The sequence below is a fragment of the Corallibacter vietnamensis genome (genome assembly GCF_039537875.1).
Classification (GTDB): Bacteria; Bacteroidota; Bacteroidia; order Flavobacteriales; family Flavobacteriaceae; genus Corallibacter; species Corallibacter vietnamensis.
Genome location: NZ_BAABBI010000001.1, coordinates 1,026,288 through 1,048,508 on the forward strand (window position 1 = coordinate 1,026,288; position 22,221 = coordinate 1,048,508).

At 32.3% G+C, this 22,221-nt stretch carries 17 protein-coding genes and 1 pseudogene; 2 read left to right on the forward strand and 16 right to left on the reverse strand.

From position 1 onward, the window contains the following. Positions 1-51: 51 nt before the first annotated feature. From asnS to ABD690_RS04760, 10 genes are all read right to left on the reverse strand, one after another. Positions 52-1,485: an asparagine--tRNA ligase gene (gene asnS / locus ABD690_RS04715; protein WP_344727633.1), complete on the reverse strand. Its 1,434-nt coding sequence runs from the start codon at positions 1,483-1,485 to the stop codon at positions 52-54. A gap of 34 nt (positions 1,486-1,519) precedes the next feature. Next, a complete protein-coding gene (locus ABD690_RS04720; protein WP_344727637.1) occupies positions 1,520-3,943 on the reverse strand; it encodes an efflux RND transporter permease subunit in 2,424 nt (807 codons plus the stop codon). 59 nt (positions 3,944-4,002) lie between these two features. After that, positions 4,003-5,286, reverse strand: coding sequence for a DUF5686 family protein (locus tag ABD690_RS04725; protein WP_344727639.1), 1,284 nt, complete (start codon positions 5,284-5,286; stop codon positions 4,003-4,005). Between the two features lie 59 nt (positions 5,287-5,345). Further along, positions 5,346-5,903 carry a ribosome recycling factor gene (gene frr / locus ABD690_RS04730; RefSeq protein WP_344727642.1) on the reverse strand — a complete coding sequence of 186 codons (558 nt, stop codon included), beginning with the start codon at positions 5,901-5,903 and terminating at the stop codon, positions 5,346-5,348. A gap of 61 nt (positions 5,904-5,964) precedes the next feature. After that, positions 5,965-6,672, reverse strand: a complete 708-nt coding sequence (gene pyrH, locus ABD690_RS04735) for a UMP kinase (RefSeq protein ID WP_344727645.1) — start codon at positions 6,670-6,672, stop codon at positions 5,965-5,967. A gap of 155 nt (positions 6,673-6,827) precedes the next feature. Continuing rightward, complete coding sequence (gene tsf, locus ABD690_RS04740) at positions 6,828-7,793, reverse strand: translation elongation factor Ts (RefSeq protein WP_344727647.1); 966 nt, start codon at positions 7,791-7,793, stop codon at positions 6,828-6,830. 103 nt (positions 7,794-7,896) lie between these two features. Further along, positions 7,897-8,670: a 30S ribosomal protein S2 gene (gene rpsB / locus ABD690_RS04745; protein ID WP_344727651.1), complete on the reverse strand. Its 774-nt coding sequence runs from the start codon at positions 8,668-8,670 to the stop codon at positions 7,897-7,899. 181 nt (positions 8,671-8,851) lie between these two features. Then, positions 8,852-9,238: a 30S ribosomal protein S9 gene (gene rpsI / locus ABD690_RS04750; RefSeq protein WP_344727655.1), complete on the reverse strand. Its 387-nt coding sequence runs from the start codon at positions 9,236-9,238 to the stop codon at positions 8,852-8,854. Then, positions 9,238-9,693, reverse strand: a complete 456-nt coding sequence (gene rplM, locus ABD690_RS04755; RefSeq protein WP_344727659.1) for a 50S ribosomal protein L13 — start codon at positions 9,691-9,693, stop codon at positions 9,238-9,240. The genes rpsI and rplM overlap by 1 nt, the downstream gene beginning before the upstream one ends. A 281-nt stretch (positions 9,694-9,974) precedes the next feature. Beyond that, positions 9,975-10,877 carry an NAD(P)/FAD-dependent oxidoreductase gene (locus ABD690_RS04760; protein WP_344727664.1) on the reverse strand — a complete coding sequence of 301 codons (903 nt, stop codon included), beginning with the start codon at positions 10,875-10,877 and terminating at the stop codon, positions 9,975-9,977. A 91-nt stretch (positions 10,878-10,968) separates the two neighbouring features. On the opposite strand from ABD690_RS04760, the gene ABD690_RS04765 reads away from it, so the two are divergent. Beyond that, a complete protein-coding gene (locus ABD690_RS04765) occupies positions 10,969-11,352 on the forward strand; it encodes a Fur family transcriptional regulator (protein ID WP_344727668.1) in 384 nt (127 codons plus the stop codon). Here ABD690_RS04765 and ABD690_RS04770 read toward each other — a convergent pair. The 5 genes and pseudogenes from ABD690_RS04770 to ABD690_RS04790 form a co-directional block, all read right to left on the reverse strand. Beyond that, positions 11,349-12,302 (reverse strand): annotated as a pseudogene (locus ABD690_RS04770) (bile acid:sodium symporter family protein). The gene ABD690_RS04765 and the pseudogene ABD690_RS04770 sit on opposite strands and share 4 nt — an antisense overlap. A gap of 20 nt (positions 12,303-12,322) precedes the next feature. Further along, complete coding sequence (gene polA, locus ABD690_RS04775; protein ID WP_344727670.1) at positions 12,323-15,166, reverse strand: DNA polymerase I; 2,844 nt, start codon at positions 15,164-15,166, stop codon at positions 12,323-12,325. A gap of 209 nt (positions 15,167-15,375) precedes the next feature. After that, positions 15,376-17,748 carry a T9SS type A sorting domain-containing protein gene (locus ABD690_RS04780; RefSeq protein ID WP_344727673.1) on the reverse strand — a complete coding sequence of 791 codons (2,373 nt, stop codon included), beginning with the start codon at positions 17,746-17,748 and terminating at the stop codon, positions 15,376-15,378. A 129-nt stretch (positions 17,749-17,877) separates the two neighbouring features. Continuing rightward, a complete protein-coding gene (locus ABD690_RS04785; protein WP_344727676.1) occupies positions 17,878-18,564 on the reverse strand; it encodes a LytR/AlgR family response regulator transcription factor in 687 nt (228 codons plus the stop codon). 10 nt (positions 18,565-18,574) lie between these two features. Beyond that, on the reverse strand, positions 18,575-20,380 hold the full coding sequence (locus ABD690_RS04790) for a tetratricopeptide repeat-containing sensor histidine kinase (protein WP_344727680.1): 1,806 nt from the start codon (positions 20,378-20,380) through the stop codon (positions 18,575-18,577). Between the two features lie 115 nt (positions 20,381-20,495). On the opposite strand from ABD690_RS04790, the gene ABD690_RS04795 reads away from it, so the two are divergent. Further along, positions 20,496-21,905, forward strand: a complete 1,410-nt coding sequence (locus ABD690_RS04795) for an aldehyde dehydrogenase family protein (protein ID WP_344727682.1) — start codon at positions 20,496-20,498, stop codon at positions 21,903-21,905. On the opposite strand, the gene ABD690_RS04800 is transcribed toward ABD690_RS04795, so the two are convergent. Beyond that, positions 21,906-22,154, reverse strand: a complete 249-nt coding sequence (locus tag ABD690_RS04800; RefSeq protein WP_344727684.1) for a hypothetical protein — start codon at positions 22,152-22,154, stop codon at positions 21,906-21,908. Positions 22,155-22,221: the final 67 nt, after the last annotated feature.

Here is a 22,221-nt window from a genome sequence, read left to right on the forward strand (position 1 = left end):
TACTTATAAGGTTAAGTAGATTGTTTTATGAAAATATTATAGCTTATTTTTTTAAAACTCTGCGTTTTGTGGTGTTCTTGGATATGGAATGACGTCTCTAATGTTTGTCATGCCCGTAGCAAACATAACTAAACGCTCAAAACCAAGTCCAAACCCAGAATGGACAGCTGTTCCATATTTACGTAAATCTAGATACCACCAAAGCTCTTTCTCATCAATATCTAAAGCTTTCATTTTTTCTTGTAGGACATCTAGTCTTTCTTCACGTTGTGAACCACCAACCATTTCACCAATACCAGGGAATAAAATATCCATAGCTCTTACTGTTTTTCCGTCGTCATTTAAGCGCATATAAAACGCTTTAATGTTTGCAGGGTAATCAAACAAAATTACAGGGCATTTAAAGTGTTTTTCTACAAGGTAACGTTCGTGTTCACTTTGTAAATCTGCGCCCCATTCTTCAATAAGATATTTAAATTTTTTCTTTTTGTTAGGTTTACAGTTTTTAAGAATATCAATAGCTTCAGTATAGCTTACACGCTTAAAGTTGTTATCTATAACAAAGTTTATTTTTTCTATAAGGCTCATCTCGCTACGCTCTGCTTGAGGCTTTGTTTTTTCTTCGTCAAGCAAACGTTTTTCAAGAAATTCAAGGTCTTCGCGGTTGTGCTCCATCACATAGCTTAAAACCGATTTCATAAAGTCTTCAGCAAGATCCATATTGCCTGCTAAATCCATAAAGGCTACTTCTGGTTCTATCATCCAGAATTCGGCAAGATGACGCGATGTATTTGAGTTTTCAGCTCTAAATGTAGGTCCAAAGGTATACACTTTACCAAGTGACATAGCATAGGTTTCAGCTTCTAATTGTCCAGAAACCGTAAGGTTTGTCTCTTTTCCGAAGAAATCTTGCTTATAATCTACACTACCAGATTCATTTAATGGTGGGTTTTTAGCATCTAAAGCACTAACTCTAAACATTTCTCCGGCACCTTCGGCATCACTTCCTGTAATGATTGGTGTATGCATGTAGTAAAAGCCGTTATCATTAAAATACTTGTGAATAGCAAAAGATAACGACGAGCGTAAACGCATTACGGCACTAAATGTGTTGGTTCTTGTGCGTAAATGTGCATTTTCACGTAAAAATTCAAATGAGTGTTTTTTAGGCTGAATAGGGTATGTTTCAGGATCTGAATCACCTAAAATTTCAATAGAATTTACTTGAATTTCTACACGTTGGCCTTTTCCTTGGCTTTCTTTTAACTCTCCTTTTATATGAACAGCAGCACCTGTTGTAATGCGCTTTAAAAGAGCTTCATCTGTGTTTTCAAAGTCTACAACACATTGTATGTTATTTAATGTAGAACCATCATTTAAAGCAATAAAACGGTTGGCACGAAATGTTCTTACCCAACCTTTAATTTCTATTTCTTGTAATGTTATGTCTTTATCAAGTAATTCTGCTACTGTACTTGTGTTCATGATATTTATATTTTATGAATGCAAAGATAAATGTTTATGTGTTTTTTTCTGTACTAGAATTAATCTCGTTAGTATCAGAGTCATTTTCATCTGGTATGATATTTATGGCAGGTTCTTTAAGAACTTCTTTATTGGCTATATTTCTTTCTAATGATAATAGTAATGATGGTAATAATAATAAATTAGAAAGCATTGCAAATAAAAGCGTGGCTGAAACCAAAGCACCTAATGCTACTGTGCCACCAAAACTAGAAATGGTAAATACAGAGAAACCAAAGAATAATACAATAGACGTGTAAAACATACTTACGCCTGTTTCACGTAAAGCACCGTAAACAGATTTTCTAATTTTCCAATGGTTGCTTTGAAGCTCTTGTCTATATTTTGCCAAAAAGTGAATGGTGTCGTCAACAGAGATTCCAAAAGCGATACTAAAAACTAATATTGTTGATGGTTTTATAGGAACGCCTAAATATCCCATTAAACCTGCTGTAATAACCAATGGTAATAAGTTAGGAATAAGTGATACAACAATCATTCTAAAAGATCTAAACATATATGCCATAAAAATGGATATAAGTAAAATGGCTAGTGATAACGAAATCACTAAATTCTTAATAAGATATTTTGTGCCTTTTTGAAACACTAGCGCTTTTCCTGTTATAGTTATATCATATTGTTCTTTGGGAAAAAGCTTGTTTATTTTAGCTTGAAGATCTTCTTCTATACGCTCCATTTTATCTGTGCCAATATCTTTCATAAATGTTGTAATACGCGCATATTGTCCGGTGCTATCTACAAAATTTTCAAGTAAGTTAGATTCAGCTGATGAGTTTTTAGCATAACTCATGATAAAACTGTTCTCTTGGCTAGTTGGTAACTGATAATATTTAGGGTTTCCGTTGTAGTAGGCTTGTTTAGAATATTTTACAAGACTTACAACAGATATAGGTTTTGAAAGCTCTGGAATTTCGTTAATAAGGTCTTCAAGTTCATTCATGCGTTTTAAAGTAGATAACTTCATAACGCCTTTTTTACGTTTTGTATCTACTAAAATTTCCATAGGCATAATGCCATTAAACTCGCTTTCAAAAAAACGAATGTCTTTAAAAAACTGTGCTTCTTTAGACATGTCTTCAATCAAACTTCCTGAAATTTTTATTTGATTGATACCTATCATACTTGCTATTAAAAGCAATAAAGCAGAAATATATATCGTAATACGACGCTGCTTCACCATACGTTCCATCCAATCTACAAAACCACCAATCCAGCGCTTGTTAAGGTGTTCTAAATGACGGTCTTTTGGGTAAGGTAAAAACGTGTAAATAATAGGAATAATCAATAAGCACAAAATAAAAATGGCTAAAATGCTTAATGATGCCACCAGACCAAATTCTTTTAAAAGTTGACTTTCAGTAAGAATAAAAGTAGCAAAACCAGATGCTGTAGTAACGTTTGTCATTAACGTGGCGTTACCTATTTTAGTAATTACACGTTGTAGTGATTTTACTTTATTACCGTGTAATTTTACTTCTTGCTGGTATTTGTTAATTAAGAAAATGCAATTAGGTATACCAATAACAATAATTAAAGGTGGGATTAATGCAGTAAGTACTGTTATTTCATAGTTTAGAAAGCCAATAATACCAAACGTCCACATAACACCAAGACATACCACAACAAGTGATATAAGTGTAGCTCTAAACGATCTGAAGAATAAAAAGAATATTAAAGAGGTTACAAAAAGCGCTGCTGCAATAAATTCACCAATTTCATCAACAATATTTTGAGCATTTAATGTTCTAATGTAAGGCATACCAGAAACACGAACATCTATACCTGTTTTGGCTTCAAAAGCATCTATTTCGGGTACTAAAAGATCAAAAACAAAATCTTTTCTAGCAGCAGTATTTACAATGTCTTTTTTTAAGTAAACAGCTGTTCTAACAGTTTTAGTCTCTTTATTATATAAGAAATTGTCATAAAAAGGATATTGCTTAAAAAGCTCTTGCTCTAATGTGTCTATTTGAGACATTGAAGTTATCGAGTCTTTTATAAAAGGCTCTAATAGAAAACGTTCGTTGTCTGTATCTTTTACAAGTTTTTGTAAATCTTTGATAGATACTACGGTTTCAACTTCATTAAAAGTTTTAAACGTTTCAGAGAGTTTATTCCAAGCATTTAATTTTTCAACTGTAAAAAGCGTTGAGTCTTTTACGCCAAAAACAATTAGGTTTCCTTCTTCCCCAAAAATATCTAAAAAGTTATTGTAAACCTGATTTACATCATGGTCGTCTGGTAGTAAGTTTGCTTCGGTGTAGGTAAAACGCATGTTTTTCCATTGCGTACTAAACAGTATTGTTGCAATGATAATGCTAGCAAGAATCCCAATTTTATTTCTTAAAATGAGTCTAGCTATTACGTCCCAAAATCCTTTTGTAAATAATTTAAACATACTTTTCTTAAAGAAGCGCAAAGTTAGGAAAAACCTATGTATTACATAAAGGGAATTCTTTATAATGTCACGTTAAATGTGAACTTTAACGCAATATTATCATCAAGGTTTGGTAAATGATAAGCACCATAGCGGTATGTAAAGCTCAAGCCAAAGCCAAATAACAATTTGTTAAGTTCTAAACCTGATTCTGTATAGCCTTTGTTTAGTGTGCCAAACGTAACATTTTGATGTCTTTCAGCCTTATTCATGTCACCAATTGCAAACCTAGAAATAAACACAAGTTGTGGTCGGTAACGATTAGATATTTTAAAAGGCTTAAAGTAATGTCTAAATTGTAATGTTGAATATCTGTCAGAGAAGAACTCATTAAAATACATGGTCTCAAAGCTATTTATACCAGCTACAGAGAAACGTTGCATAATGGTTTCTTTATTTATGTTGTTTGGATAGGCATGATATAAGTGGGTGAGAGGTGTTTCTCCATGTGCATACCCAGCACTTAATGTGAATTTTGATAACCCTAAACTTGTAGTTGATATTTCATAAACCGTTCTAAAGTCTACTTTAAAGAAACTGAACTCACTTTTAAAAACGTTTTTTAAGTTTTTTGTAACCTGTAAGGTGAATTTAGGAAACGCTTCTTTTGAGATGTATTTTTCAGATTTAGGATCTAATTTATATGTGTTGAAAGGTTCCCATTGTAATGAGAATTTCAATAAACTTAAATTAAATTCCCGATAAGATTTATTGTTGAGAACATATTCGTAATCATAAGTAGGGTTTATATTACTAACAGAAAACTCTGTTTCAGAAAGTAAGTTTTTTGATATTTCATGCTCTAAAGAAATGGCTTTTGTAATATGCTTGTGAAACAAATCTATATTTAAAAGCCTAGGTTCAAAAAACTGAAAAAAGCGTTTGTCTGTTAAAAAAACCGAACTACCTGTTTCTTGTAAATCATCTGTATATGATAAGTTTATCCATGTGTTTGTTTCTGGATTTACCCTAAAACCACCACCTATACTATATTTAAAACGATGATCTCTAAAGCCATAAACCACATACGAGTTTATCTTATATTTTTCAGAGAAAGCATTGTTTGTAACGCCACCTAATCCGGTTCTTAAGGCTTCGTATTGATTATATTTTATTAAGTATCTTAAGTCAAGATCTAAAAATCTTGTAGGGAAGTATCCCAATCCTAAATGCTTAATAAAGTTAGCTCGCTTAAGAGAATCCTGAACTGTTTTTACTGAATCTGTTTCGGTTTTTGGCGTTATTTGAGCCTGTGCGCAAAAACACATCAAAAAGAAAAAGACAACAGCAACGTGTTTAAGCATTAATTGTAGGGATTTTAAAAAATAGAATAAAAAAGCAACTAGTGTAGTTGCTTTTTTAATTATACGGTCATAATTTCTTTTTCTTTGTTTTCAAAAATGGCATCAATTTTCTTAACGTATGCATCAGTCATTTGTTGTACGTCTATTTCTGCATTTTTTTGAAGATCTTCTGATACATCACTTAATTTTTTGATGTCATTATTAGCGTCTTTTCTTGCATTTCTAACACCAACTTTGGCATCTTCAGCTTCAGCTTTTGCTTGTTTAGCAAGTGTAAGACGTCTTTCTTCTGTTAATGGCGGAACATTAATTATTATTAAGTCTCCGTTGTTCATTGGGTTAAAACCTAGGTTTGCCAGCATAATGCCTCTTTCAATTTCTTGAAGCATATTTTTTTCCCATGGTTGTACAGAAATAGTTCTACCATCAGGAGTATTTACATTGGCTACTTGACTTAAAGGTGTTTGAGAGCCATAATAATCTACCATAACACTTCCTAACATGGCAGGGCTAGCTTTTCCTGCTCTAATGTTTACAAGCTGCTTTTCAAGGTGTTTAATGGCATTTTCCATAGCCTCTTTGGTAGAATCTAATATAAATTTAATGTCTTCGTTCATCTTTTAAAAAATTTAATTTTTTTGGTTAGTTCAAAAAATTTGCCAAAAACCAAAATAGGTATTATAAATTTACTTTTGTTCCAATTTTTTCTCCAGATACAACTTTTAGTAAGTTGCCCTTTTTATTCATGTCAAACACTATTATTGGAAGCTCGTTTTCTTGACTTAATGTAAATGCTGTTGTATCCATAACTTTTAAGCCTTGTTGTAAAACATCATCAAAAGAGATATGGTCAAATTTTATAGCAGATTTGTCTTTTTCTGGGTCAGCATTATAAATACCATCTACACGAGTTCCTTTTAGGATTACATCAGCTTCTATTTCTATTGCTCTTAATACTGCAGCAGAATCTGTTGTAAAATAAGGATTTCCTGTGCCTCCACCAAAAATAACAACACGACCTTTTTCTAGATGACGCATAGCTTTACGTCTTATAAAAGGTTCAGCAACTTCATTAATCTTTATTGCTGTTTGTAATCTTGTAGGTACTTTAGCATCTTCTAGAGCGCCTTGTAAGGCAAGACCATTAATTACAGTGGCTAGCATACCCATGTAGTCACCTTGAACACGATCCATACCTTTACTAGCACCAGCAACTCCTCTAAAAATATTTCCACCACCAATAACTATAGCTACTTCTACATTTTTGTCTGTGATAGATTTTATGTCTTGTGCGTATTCTGCAAGTCTGTCAGGATCAATACCGTATTGGCGATTGCCCATTAATGCTTCGCCAGAAAGTTTAAGGAGAATTCTTTTGTATTTCATTGTTAGTTGTGACTATTAATAGTTTCCCTTTTTTAGGGAACAAGCGTTTAGCAAAACTACATAATTTTTTTCTTTTTAATTTGAGAAATTATGTAGTGTTTAATTAAAAAAAAAAGCTCCTCTAAAAGAGAAGCTTTTTTGTGATAAGATATTTATTATCCTACAGATACACGTTTGAAATTTGTGATTTCAACATCTCCGTAAGAAGAAACGTATTTTGCAACGTTCATTTTTTCATCTTTAATGAAGTTTTGATCTAATAAACACTGTTCTTGATCTAAGGTTGTGTTATCAGAGATAAAACGCTCCATTTTACCTGGTAAAATTTTATCCCAGATTTGTTCTGGCTTACCTTCAGCTTTTAATTGAGCTTTAGCATCTTCTTCTGCTTGAGCTAAAACTTCTGGAGTTAATTGAGCCATAGAGATATATTTAGGAACATTTTTTAATGTTTTACCTAAACGCTCTAGCTCTTCGTTGTCTTTTTCTATAACTGCAATTCTAGCTTCAGTTTCAGAAGCGATGTATGCAGGGTCAAAATCTTTGTAAGATAATGTTGTTGCTCCCATAGATGCAACTTGCATAGCAACGTCTTTTACTAAAGTATCAGCGTTATCAACTTTTGAAGATAATCCTACTAAAGCAGCAATTTTGTTAATGTGAACATAAGACCCTACATAAGGAGCTTCTAATTTTTCAAAAGAAGTAATGTCTAATTTTTCACCAATAACACCTGTTTGCTCTGTTAACTTATCAGCAACAGTCATACCACCAAAATCAGCAGCTAAAAACTCTTCTTTAGTACTGTGGTTCATTGCGATATCAGCTAATTCGTTAGCTAAAGCAAGGAAGTTTTCGTTTTTACCAACGAAATCAGTTTCACATCCTAATACGATAGCAACACCAACAGTGTTATCATCGTTTACTTTTGCAACTGCAGCACCTTCAGATGAATCTCTGTCAGCTCTCTTTTCAGCTACTTTTTGTCCTTTTTTACGAAGAACTTCAATAGCTTTGTCAAAATCACCTTCTGCTTCAACTAATGCTTTTTTACAGTCCATCATTCCTGCACCAGTTGCTTGTCTTAATTTATTTACTTCTGCGGCTGTTACTTTTACCATAGCTTCTGTATAATTTAAAATTTAAAAAAAAGTCGTTCAATTATTTTCTGCGAAGAAACGAACTAAACGACTTATTTTATGTTATGTAATAATTATTTTTTGTTTATTCTTCCTCTTCAGCAGTTGCTTTCTTTTTTGTAGCTGCTTTTGCTTTAGGAGCGTCATCAGATTTTGATGCGTCTTTTTCTGCTTTACGTTCAGCTAAACCACCTGAAATAGCATCTGCAACGTGAGATAATACTTTCTCGATAGATTTAGAAGCATCATCGTTTGCTGGGATTACATAATCAACTTGACGTGGGTCAGAGTTTGTATCAACCATTGCAAAGATTGGAATGTTTAATTTTTGAGCTTCTTTAATCGCGATGTGCTCACGCTTGATGTCTATAACAAATAAAGCTGCTGGTAAACGTGTCATGTCGCTAATAGAACCTAAGTTCTTTTCTAATTTAGCACGTTGACGATCTACTTGTAAACGCTCTTTTTTAGATAATGAGTTAAAAGTACCATCTTTCTTCATTCTATCAATTGCAGCCATTTTCTTAACCGCTTTTCTAATAGTAACAAAGTTAGTTAACATCCCACCTGGCCATCTTTCTGTGATGTAAGGCATGTTAATGTTTCCTGCTTTTTCAGCAACGATGTCTTTTGCTTGTTTTTTTGTTGCAACAAATAAAATTTTACGACCTGAAGCTGCGATTTTGCTTAATGCTTGTCCTGCTTCGTCAATTTTAGCTGCTGTTTTGTAAAGGTTGATAATATGGATACCATTACGCTCCATATATACATAAGGAGCCATGTTTGGATCCCATTTACGAGTCAAGTGACCAAAGTGTACACCTGCTTCTAATAATTCTTTTACTTCTGCTTTTGCCATTTTGTAATAGTTTACGTTCTGTTGAATTAGCAATGATTAAGTGGTCTTTTGAAAAAAATCGCCTTAAACATTTAGATGCTAAACTAAACCCTGACTGTAAAATCATGGGCAACAATAACTGGTTAAATCTTTTAATAATTGATTTGGGATTTTTAATAAACCCCAAACCAAGTTTTGAGTATTAACGTTTAGAGAACTGGAATTTCTTACGAGCTTTCTTCTGACCGAATTTCTTACGCTCAACCATTCTTGGGTCTCTAGTTAATAAACCTTCTGGTTTTAGAATTAATCTGTTTTCAGCATCAACTTCACACATAGCGCGAGATAATGCTAAACGGATTGCTTCTGCTTGACCGGTGATACCACCTCCATATACATTTACTGTAATATCAAAGTTGCCATCATTGTTAGTCATAGCTAAAGGTTGGTTTACTTTGTACTGTAATGTTGCAGTAGGAAAATAAACCGCCATGTCTTTTTTGTTCACTGTTATGTTTCCTTTTCCAGGAGCTACATACACACGAGCAACAGCCGTCTTTCTACGGCCAATTTTGTGAATTACTTCCATTAATTGAATTCGTTTAAGTTAATTGTTTTTGGTTTTTGAGCTTCATGAGCGTGCTCTGTACCAACAACAACAGTTAGATTACGGAATAAATCTGCACCTAATTTGTTTTTAGGTAACATTCCTTTTACTGATTTCTCTACTAATCTTGCTGGATCTTTTCCAAACATTTCAGTAGCAGATAAACTTCTTTGACCACCTGGATAACCTGTGTGACGAATGTAAGTTTTGTCATTCCACTTGTTTCCTGTTAAGTTGATTTTTTCAGAATTGATAACTATTACGTTATCTCCACAATCAACATGTGGTGTGAAGTTAGGCTTGTGCTTACCTCTTAAAAGTTTTGCAACTTTTGAAGCAAGACGCCCTAGCGTTTGACCTTCAGCATCAACTAAAACCCACTCTTTGTTTACAGTAGCTTTGTTTGCTGAAATCGTTTTGTAGCTTAATGTGTCCACACTTATTAATTTTTCTAATTAAACATTCCTCTCTTAAAAAGAGTTTGCAAATTTACGATTATATATTTGATTACCAAATAGTGAGTTAACTTATTTTTGATAAGTTTGTTAATATCTTTTATTCTACTTTTTTTGATAGCGTTTTTATCAATTAATTATTTGATATTTAATTGGTCACGTCTTACTTGTGATTAAAGGCTATAGGTTGCTACTCACTTTTTTATTTGTTTGTTTTTGTTGTTTAGAAGTCTCTTAAGTTTTACCAAAAAAATTAATTGATGTTAGAATTGCTCTTTTGTGAGCTCCATATTTATAAATGCTCCAACAAAATTTCCTTTTGATACAGCATTTGCTACAGATCGCATAGGAGAACTATTGTCTCCACATGCATAAATGTTTACTTCTGATGTCTTTCCAAACATATCAACGTCTATATATCCTTGCTCTGTTAACTTGCAGCCTAATGATTCTGGTATATTGCTATGCTGTGTAAAAGGAACAGCGCCATATGCTGCTTCAAATGCCATTGTAGTATTGTCTGTAAATACTATTTTTTCTATAGACCCATTTTTATGTATGATTTCAATTATCTGTTTCTCAACAATATTTATATCATGACGTGCTAATTGGATTTTTTGTTCTGTGTTAAAGGTCGCTTTACCATTTGTACAAATGGTAATTTTGCTTGTAAGGTTATTAACTAAAGAAGCCAAATGAATTGCTTTTTCATCATTTGCTATTATAGCAGTATTTTTTCCTCTTAGTTCATAACCATGACAATAAGGACAGTGAACAACTGATATTCCCCAACATTCAGAAAATCCTTTAATTTTTGGTAAGTTGTCTTTTATACCTGTGGCAAATACTATTTTTTGAGCGCTAAATGTTTTTCCTGATTCGGTGTCAACCTTGTAAGTTTTATCAATCTTCTTGGTTTTTACAGCTTTATCGTTTAAGTATTCAACAGTTTTGTATTCGAGTACCTGTTTTTTAGCAATTGAAGAAATGACACCTGGCTTTACACCATCTTGTGTTATAAAGTTATGAGAATATAGTGTTTGTCTATTACAAGGTAAACCACTATCAATGATTAAGACTTTTCTTAATGAACGTCCCAAAGCCATTGCAGCTGATAGACCAGCATAACTTCCTCCTATAATAATTACTTCAAATTTTTCTTCCATAATTGATTTTTTAAATGCGACACAATCGCAATAGTGTTTTTTGCAAATATAAAAGCTTTTTGTATTATTGCAACAAAGTCGCAAAATAATTATGAAAAGACGAAATACGCCATCAAAAGAAGCTGTACTATCGGTTTTAACGGCCTCAAAAAAAGCGATGAGTCAAGATGCTATTGAAAAAAAAATAGATTTAGACATAAATAGAGCTACTATTTATAGAGTGTTAAATCGCTTTTGTGAAGATGGTATTTTACATAGAATTGTAGCCGATGATGGTAAACAATATTTTGCTTTGTGTGTTAAATGTGATGATAATAAAAAGCCACAGCATCATTTTCATTTCCGTTGTGAGTCTTGTGATACTATTGAATGTTTACCAGTTCCTGTTCATTTTTCTTTGCCTGAAAATTATCACGTAGAGCATGTAAACTGTGTTTTAACAGGTACATGTAATGAGTGTTTAATTAGTGCTTAATTTCGGTTAGAATGTTTTGAAGCAATAACGCTGATAGCTACAATTTGAAAGGCATGAAACATCATAATAGGAAGTAGAATAACGCCTAAAAAAGAAGCATTTTGAAATAGTATTTTCGAAAAAACCGTACCATGAACTAACGATTTTTTGGTGCCGCAAAATTGAGCAGTAATGCGATCTTCAATAGTGAAATTAAGTTTCTTACTGATAAATCCGATTAATAAATATACGAGCCAAAATAATACAACAGCCATAAAAAAAACACCAATTAAGTTGATAATGCTTAAGTTGTCGAAAATGCGATCTAAAAAGGATTTTGAAAAGCTTTTATAGATAATTAATAAAATCACGCTTTTATCAAACAGCGTTATTTTTTTACTGTGTTTTAAAGCAAAAGCACCTAAAAATCGTCGTAATAACTAACCAAGAATAACAGGCGCTAAAATTTCCAAAAACAATTTTTGATAAACATCGATTAAACTATAATCGGTATTGGTAGAAGTCATAAAAAAACCAATCCAAAGTGGTGTGAGTACAACTCCAATTAATCCCGAAATACTCGCATTAAAAATTGCTGCAGGAATGTTACCCTTTGCAATAGAAACCATAACTACAGATGATGAAACAGTTGAAGGCAACGCTGCCAAAAACATAAAAGCTAACCACAACGATTTATTATCGGAGGAGATAAAAGGGTGTACTGCTAATACAATTAAAGGGAAAACAATAAAGGTTGTCGCTTGTATTAAGGCGTGCAACTTCCAGTTTTTTAATCCTAATTTTATCTGTTCTGGGCTCAATTTTAATCCGTAGAAAAAAAAGATGAGTGAAATACCGATACTGCTCAGCGTATTTAAAACTTTTACGCTTTCACCAGCACCTAAATGTGGGTAAATATATGCTGTTATAACAACGATTATAATAGCAAGAACAAACTTGTCTATTTTCAAATTATAAAAAGATTAAAAAATTAATGCGCCTCCAGCCAATTATCACCAGTATCTAACTCAACATCTAACGGAACAGCTAGTTTATAAGCATTTTCCATTTCGGTTTTTATTAGGTTTGAAACTTCTTTCAGTTCTGGTTTATAAACGTCAAAAACCAATTCATCATGCACTTGCAGTAGCATTTTTGTTTTGTAATTGCCAGCTACAAGTTTGTTGTAAATGGCAATCATAGCGAGTTTAATAATGTCGGCTGCACTACCTTGAATTGGTGCATTTACCGCATTTCGTTCGGCAGCACCACGAACAACCGCATTTCTAGAATTAATATCTTTTAAATATCTGCGTCTGCCTAAAACCGTTTGCACATAACCATGGTCACGAGCAAAATCGACTTGCTTGCTGATGTAATTTTTTAACTTTGGATAGGTTTCGTAATAGGTGTCAATTAATTCCTTTGCTTCGCTACGCGATAAATCGGTTTGGTTGCTTAAACCAAAAGCAGAAACACCATAAATAATACCGAAGTTAACGGTTTTTGCGTTGCTACGTTGTTCGCGCGTAACGTCATCAATAGCTACATTAAAAACTTTTGCAGCAGTTGAAGCGTGAATATCTTCACCGTTATTAAAGGCTTCAATCATGGTTTCTTCTTCACTTAACGCAGCGATAATGCGTAATTCAATTTGAGAATAATCGGCAGCTAAAAGCGTGTAATCTTCGCTACGCGGAATAAATGCCTTTCGCACTTGACGACCACGCTCGGTACGAATAGGAATGTTCTGTAAGTTTGGGTTGTTACTACTTAAACGACCAGTAGCTGCAACGGTTTGCATATAATCTGTATGTACGCGTCCTGTGGTTTCTTCAACTTGAAGCGGTAACGCATCTACATACGTGCTCTTAAGTTTGCTTAAACCTCTAAAATCCAGAATATTTTGGATGATTTCGTGGTCTTTTGCCAAATAACTCAATACGTCTTCTGCAGTAGAATATTGCCCAGTTTTAGTTTTTTTAGGCTTATCAACCAGCTTCATTTTTTCAAATAAAATAATACCTAATTGTTTTGGCGATGCAATGTTGAATTCTTCGCCAGCAGCTTCGTAAATACTTTTTTCGAGTGTGGCTATGTCGTTGTTTAGTTGTTCGGCTAATGACGCTAAAAAGTCTTTATCAAGATTGATGCCTTCCAATTCCATGGCCGCTAAAACGCGTAGTAACGGAATTTCAATATCATCAAAAAGGGTTTGGGTATTGGCTTCGCCTAATTCGTTTTGAAAATGTTCTTTTAATTGCAGCGTGATGTCGGCATCTTCAACCGCGTATTCCGTTTGTTTTTCCAAAGGAACATCACGCATTGAAAGCTGATTTTTTCCTTTCTTGCCAATTAACGTTTCAATAGAAATTGGTGTATAATTCAAATAGGTTTCTGCCAACACATCCATATTGTGGCGCATATCTGGATTGATTAGGTAATGCGCTAACATGGTATCGAACAGTTTGCCTTTTACCTCGATGTTGTATTTGGCTAAAACTTTAATATCATATTTTAAATTCTGACCTATTTTTTCGATGGTTTCACTTTCAAAAAACGGACGCAATTCCTCGATTAAATCTTGTGCTTCGGTTTTGTCTTCAGGAAATGGCAAGTAGAAGCCTTTACCAACCTCCCATGAAAATGCAATGCCAACCAATTCGGCAGTTAACGGATTTAAACCTGTGGTTTCGGTATCAAAACACACCGAAGTTTGGTTCATTAAATTTTTAATGAAAAGCTTTGTTGCCATACCAGAGGCGACGCTTTGGTAAAAATGGCTTGTGTTTTCTGCGGTTTTTCGGGTGTGCGATGCAGAATTTGTTTCGGTATTAGGCTCATTAACATCACCACCAAATAATGAAAATTGTCCTGCACCAGCTGTTGAGGTTGTCTTTACTTTTTCCTCTGTTTTCGATGTTGTTTCAGAAGTTGCTTGAGTATCTTCGGCAGCAAAAGTTTTTAAGAAATTTTCAGTAAGTCGTCTAAACTCTAAATCTTGAAAAATGGTTTTTACTGCTTCAATGTCTGGGTCGCACATTTCAAAATCTTTTTCATCAAACTCCACCGGAACATCAAGCATTATGGTAGCCAGTTTTTTTGAAAGTAAGCCTAATTCTTGGTTTGCTTCTACCTTTTCTTTCATTTTACCTTTAAGCTCGTGGATGTTTTCAAACAAACCTTCCATACTTCCGTAGGCTTTCAAGAATTTTTTTGCGGTTTTTTCGCCAACACCAGGTAAACCTGGGATGTTGTCGCTGGAATCTCCCATCATTCCTAAGAAATCAATCACCTGTAACGGATCTTCAACTTCAAATTTTTTCTGAACTTCAGGAATGCCCCAAGTTTCGTAACCACCACCAAACGATTTTGGGCGGTACATAAAAATATTTTCAGACACTAACTGCGCAAAATCCTTATCAGGTGTAACCATAAAGGTTTGATACCCTTGTTTTTCGGCTTGTTTAGATAAAGTCCCTATAACGTCGTCGGCTTCATAACCTTCTTTCACCATAATGGGAATATGCATGGCTTTTAAAATCTCTTGAATGTATGGTACGGCAACTTTTATGGCTTCTGGCGTTTCGTCACGATTGGCTTTGTAAGCCTCAAACATTTCTACACGGTCAGCACTTCCGCCTTTATCGAAACATACGGCTAAATGGTCTGGACGCTCACGTTTTATAACATCTAAAAGTGAGTTCATAAAACCCATAATGGCCGACGTATCGATGCCTTTTGAGTTGATTCTTGGATTTTTAATAAAGGCGTAATACCCACGGAAAATTAAAGCGTAAGCATCGACTAGGAAAAGACGTTTTTGGTCTGACATGAGTTTGAATTTTGAAGTCTATAAAATTACAAAATCTAATAATGATTATAGGGTAATTGAATTGTAATTTGTGTTTTTCTTATAAGCATGATGTTATTGTGTTGAAAAATATTCTTTATAGCTAACAGGGAAAGATTGATTACTGCAACAATCATAGCATAAAAAAAGGTCGCTATAAAAGCGACCTTTTTTATATTTATCTTATGTTTTCAGTTTTTAATTATTTTTTTCACAAAACTTCTAGTTCCCTTTTCTAGTGATAAAAAGTAAATGCCAGAAGGTAAGTTGCTAATATCAATAGGCTGCGAGATGTTTTTTCCTTTTAAAATAGTTTTTCCTGTAATAGATTCTATTGCGTATGTTTCAAATGTATTATTGTGCTTTATATAGATTACATTATTTGTAGGATTTGGATAAATTAGAATGTCTTCAGTGTGAAGATTGTCGTTTATACTTAAAGATTCACAATTTTCATTGAAACTTGTTTGGCTATCAATGTTAGGCCAGTTTGATTCAGACCAAGCAACACTATCAACTTGGATACACTCAAGGTCTGGATTATTTGAGGCATTAAAAGTATATGAAGGTGATATATATTGGTTATTTCCATTTTGAATATTTAGCGATGTCAAAGCATTATTATTACAAAAAACGGCGTTTAGAGATGCATTTAACGAAAGGTCAAGCGATGTTATTTGATTATTTTGACACCCTAAAAACTCTAACATGGTGTTGTTGCTTACATTTAACTCTGATAAGGCATTATTAGCACAACGCAACTCTGTTAACCAGGCATTATTACTCACATTTAAACTTGAAATACCTGTGTTTTGACATGATAATATATCTAATTCTAGGTTATTACTCACATCTATGGTGCCTAGATTTGTGTTATTTATTTCTAGTCGTTTTAGTAAGCTATTATTGCTCACATCAATGGTTGTCAAATTTGTATTACTTATGATTAAGGTTTCTAAATAAGGGTTATTACTCACATCAATAGTATTAATCATATTACTACCGCATGACAGATATATTAAGTTTGTATTCTGGCTAACATCTAGGGTTTGCAATCCATTTCCGCCAACATAAAGTGTTTGTAATGCGGTGAAGTCTTCAATACCAGTAAGATCAAGTATTCCTGAACTACTAATCACCAACTCATTAACACCTGAAATATAATTTGTATTAACATAGTCATCTAAATAAAAATCGACACCCATCTCTATTAATGCTTGTTCAAAAGCATCGTCTGGCACGTAGGTTTCGTTATAATGACAGTCTTCACTATAACTTGCAGAAGCATCAATTTGTGTCCAGTTTGAAGCACTCCAGTTTGAGTCAAGCACTTCAATACACTGCAAAGCAGGACAATTTGTAGCACTAAAAGTGGCTAAACTACCGCCAATAGGTACATTGGTAGAATAACTAGGCATAAGAATTAAATATGCCAAATCAGGATTATCGTTTAATGTGAGTGTTGCTAAATCGGGTTTACCATCAATAGACAAACTGGTTAACTCGGTGTTTGAAGCCTCAAGAGTTACAAGCTCATTATTGGTGCTTAACCCCAAACTAGATATAGGGTTGTCTGAAATATTTATAGCTTCCAAATGTGTGTAGCTATAAATATTTAAATGGGTTAAATTATTTTCTTGACAGTAAAGTTCGGCTAAATAAACAGGCGAATTTATCTGTAAGCTATTCAGTTGGTTTTTTGAGCAATTAAGGGTCTCTAAATAATAATTATTAGTTAGGTCTAATTCTGTAAGATTGTTTAAAGAAATTATCAAGGTTTTAAGGTTTGCGTTTTCACTCAAGTTTACGCTTTCTAAATTATTGTTAGAACAAAACAAATGCTCTAAAGCTGCAAATCCCTCAATGCCAGTCAAGTCATCAATATCCTGACTAATTAAATTTAAGGAAACAATGTTCTCTATATCACTTGTAGCTACATAGTTATTGAGCTGCGTATCGTAAGCATGATCTATAAGCCACTGTTCAAAATTGTCATCAGGTATGTATGTATAATCAGAACACGACTCGCTAAATGAAGATGCGCTGCTTATGTTTGTCCAATTGGTTGTTGCCCATTGTGCATCATCGACTTCAATGCATGTTAGATTTGCATTAGAATTAGCAGAAAAATAGACGAAATTTGTATTATTTCCGTTAGCTACATTTAACAAAACCAAATCATTACCTTGACAGGTTAGGTGTATTAAATTTTCATTTAGACTTACATCAAGAGCTTCTAGATTATTATTGGCGCAATACAATTTCTCTAACAATGGAAGTTGACTCACATCAAGCGTTGATAAATGATTATTATAACAAAGTAACTCTGTAATATTAATAAAGTTTTCAATTCCTGATAAATTTGAAATATTCAACCCAGAGCAGTTTAAGGTTCCAGTTACAGAATGAGCTTCGGAGAGCTGTATTTCATTATCTCCATTTGTGTTAATACTCGAATTTGCAAGAAGATAGTTCTTAAAGTTAGTATCTGGAATGTCTATGTTTTGGGTAAAAGCACCAAAAGTGGTAAGATAAAAAATAAGTAAAGTAATAGTTTTTTTCATAATCAAAAGTTTTTAAATTGATAGTTTTGAGTACTATAATTGTTGTTTTAACTATGAAATTATTTTAATTATAAACGTTGAGGTTAATATTTTTAGCGAATGCTGTGTTTTTTTTAGTGAAATGTGTTTTTAAAGTTTTAAAAGCTGTTTAATTTTAGACTTGTTTGCTTGAGAAAGAGGTATTTTAATGTTGGTAAGTATGACATGTTGTAGCTCTAAAGAAGTAATTTTTGTGATGTTAACAATATAGGATCTATGTGTTTTTACAAAGAGCTCTTTATTAATTTGTTTTTCAAGATGTTTTAACGTTTTTGGAACTAAATATTTGTTTGTATTTGTAACAATGTAGCAATAATTATCAAAAGCTTTTAAATATAAAATTTGAGATTGTTTAACCTTGTGCGTTTGATTGTTTGAAGAAAATAGTAAGTAGTCTTGTGAGATTTTTCTATAATTATTCCAAGCAACTTCAATACTACTGATCAAGCCTGCTTCTGTAAACGGTTTTGCAATATAGCCTAAAGGTTGGGTTTGCTTAATTTCTAAAATTGTTTTTGGGTCTGTTTGTGATGTTAAATACAAATAAGGAATATCTAATTCATCTAACTTTATAGCTACATCAATACCTGTTTTATAGCCTTCTAATTGTATGTCAACTAACACTAAATCAGGTGCAAGATTATAAATGTCTTTTAAGGCATCATTAGCATTGTCTGCTTCTCCGCAAATATAATAACGATGCTTTTTTAAAGCGGTTTCAATTGTAGATGCAATTAGTGGCTCATCTTCGATAATAAAAACAGAAAGTGGTTTCATTAGGTTAAAATTAAGAAAGAATATTAAATTTCTTAATAATTAATGTAACAGTAGTGCCTGTATTGGGCTTTGAATTATAATTTAATGATGCTTTTAGTTTTTTAGATAACGCTTTTATAATTTTTATACCAAAGGAGGTTTCTTTTACTTCTCCAGAGAATCCTTTGCCATTATCAATAACTTTTAACTCTAATAAACTATTAATTTTTTTAAAGGTAATAATAATTAAACTATTATGCTTATTTGCTGGCATAAAGGCGTGTTTTAGTGTGTTTATAATAAGTTCGTTTAAAATTAAGCCAATGGGTGTTATTGTTTCAATATCTAAAACAAGCGCATCAACATTTAATTTGTAAGTTATGTTCCTTTTTTTTAATTGATGACTTTCAAAAATATCTTTAACTAAATCATTGAAATATTCATATGTATTAATACCTATTAATTCGTCTTTATTGTATAATTTTTGATGTATTAAAACCATAGATTTAACACGGTTTTCTGCTTCTTTTATAGCTAGCTTTGCTTCTTTGTCATCTAGATTTTCTGATTGTAAATACAATAAACTTGATACAATTTGAAAACTATTTTTTACTCGATGATGAACTTCTTTTAATAGAATGTTTTTTTCATCAATGGTATTTTCTAATAGTAATTTTTGTTTAGCAAGTTGTTTGTTTTTTAATTGATTTTTGTAGTAAAAAAAACCAAGGAAACAAGCTATAAAACAGATAGATATTGAAATGTAAAGGTATAAGCGTTTTTGCTGCTCTTTTCTTTGAGTTTCTAGTTTTAGTAGTTTTAATTGAGCGTCTTTTTTTTCTACTTCAAATTTTTGAAGCAATTCTGTTAGATTTTTATCTTTTTCTATGGTAAAAAGTGAATCCTTTATAGTGTTATATTCATGAAATAAGGATAGAGCTTTATCTGGATTATTGGTAGTTGTATACGCGTTTATTAATTCGGGCATCATATGGTATCTGTCGTCAAAAAAATTTGCTTTGGTATATTTATCAAATGCTGATTTTAAATATTCTGTACCTGTTATATATTCTTTTCTTTTGATGTAAAAATTCCCCATACTTTTTAAAATATTAGCATAATTTACTACATCATTTATGGTATCTACTATAGATAAAGTGTTGTTGTATAAATTTAAGGCTTTTTTGTGTTTTTTTACTTCAGAATAAGCATTGGCTAGATTTAAAGATAATGGTATTACATACTGCTTACTGCCATCTTTTTTTAAGCTTTCGTAAGCTGACTCTAAATAGTAAATAGAGGTTTCTATATCGCCTTTGGTTTTATATATATCACTTATATTATTTAATGCGATAGCATTTCTTCTATAATCCTTAAGAGATTCACTTATTTTTTGTGATTGTTTGAAGTATTTTAAAGAAAGAGAATCATTTTTGTTGTTTAAATAGACGGCTCCAATGGCATTTAATATAGAACTTAATCTGGTTGAATCTTTTACACGTTCAAAATAAGAAGAAGCATTGAAATAGTGCTCTAAAGCTGGTTTAAAATCACTCTGGGTAACAAATGTGTTTCCTAAATAAAAATGTGCAATAGCAATATGAAATGAATCTTTGCGTCTCTTTGCATATTCAAGATATTTATGAGTGTATTCTTGTGCTTTTTTAGGATTTGAAAAATACGTAGCGCGTCTTAACTTATTATACGCAACCATTTTTATTGAATCGTTAGTTCTTGATGTTACGATATTTAAAAGACTATCTACTTTAAGTTTATTTTGTGAAAACGAACTTAAAATAGTACTCAAAAACACTATGAATAGTATTGAAAATCTCATAAATTGTTTTTTAAAATATTATACTTGAATATTTATAAAATCTGAAAAGCATGTAATCTCAATCAGATTTCATAAATTTAGTTTTATTTTTTTACAAAAATCAACATCCTCGAATATGAGTTACATGGGTAATCCTTTTTATAATGTGTTTAATTCTCAAAAAAGCAATCAGTTTGCGGTAGCAAAAGCAAGTTATAAAAAGCGAATTAATAAACTTAATGCTCTAAAAAATGCTATTGAGAACACCTATAAAGACGCTATAAGAGAGGCTATTTATGCCGATTTTAAAAAACCATACGCAGAAACCGATTTAACTGAAATATATCCAGTAATTGGTGATATTAAGTTTGCCAAGCAGCATTTGAAATCATGGATGAAACGGCAAAAAGTAGAAACGCCTTTAGCGTTACTTGGTTCGTCTTCTTGGTACATATATGAGCCAAAAGGCGTTTGTTTAATTATTTCTCCTTGGAATTTTCCTTTAAACTTAACCTTTGGACCTTTGGTGTCAGCTATTGCAGCAGGAAATACAGTCATAATTAAACCGTCTGAAATGACGCCTCATATTTCAAAAGTAATGAAGGCAATTATTTCTGAATTATTTTCAGAAAATGAAGTTGCTTTGATTGAAGGCGATGTTAAAGCATCTCAAGCATTGCTAGAACTACCGTTTAATCATATATTTTTTACAGGATCTCCGCAAGTTGGTAAAATTGTTATGAAAGCTGCTTCAAATCATTTAGCATCAGTTACACTAGAGCTAGGAGGTAAATCTCCTGCAATTATAGATGACACAATTAACTTAAAAAGAGCAGTAAAAAGACTTGTTTGGGGAAAGTTTGTAAATAACGGACAAACATGTATTGCGCCTGATTATGTATTTATAAAAGCGTCTTTAAAAGATGTTTTTATAGCAGAAATTAGAAAGCAACTACAAAAGTTTTATTCAACCAATGCGGAAACGTCTGATTCTTATTCAAGGATTGTAAATAAAAAACATTTTAACCGTTTGGTAAGTTATTTACAAGATGCCAAAAGCCATAGCGCAACTATTGAAATAGGTGGACAAACAAATCAAGACGACTGCTACATTGCGCCAACAGTTGTGTCTAACCTACCTGAAGATTCTTTGTTAATGCAAGAAGAGATTTTTGGACCAATTCTACCAATAAAAGTCTATGAAAATATAGATGAGGTCATTACTTATATTAACACAAAAGAAAAACCACTAGCGCTATATATTTACAGTAAGCATAAAAGAACTATTGATAAAGTTATTAGTAATACGAGAGCTGGAACCTCATGTATTAATAATAATGTCGTGCAATACTCAAATCATAATTTGCCATTTGGCGGTAGTAATAATAGTGGTATAGGTAAGAGTCATGGTTATTTTGGTTTTCAAGAATTTTCTAATATGCGTTCTGTTATGAAACAACATACTAAAGGTTCTGTTGAGTTTCTATTCCCACCTTATACGACATTAAAACAAAAAATTGTGGATATAACCTTAAAGTGGTTTTAATTAGCAGATTTTTTCTCTTCTTGATTTTTTACCTCTGAATAAGAAAGCAGATTTATCAAAGTTATTTTGAATTAATAACTTTTTCTTTGTTGTATTACTTAATACTATGTCTTTGTTTAAAGATTTAATTTCTTTAATTACAGTTGTTGTATCAACATTAATAGCAGCAGTAGTCTCGTTTGCTTTTTCTTGAGAAAACGCACTAAAAGAAATTGTTAAGAAAGCTATTATTGTAACTAAATTTTTCATGACGGACATAGTGTTTTTTAAATCCGAAACAAAGAAACAACGCAAAGCTAGTTATGGTATAAAAAAA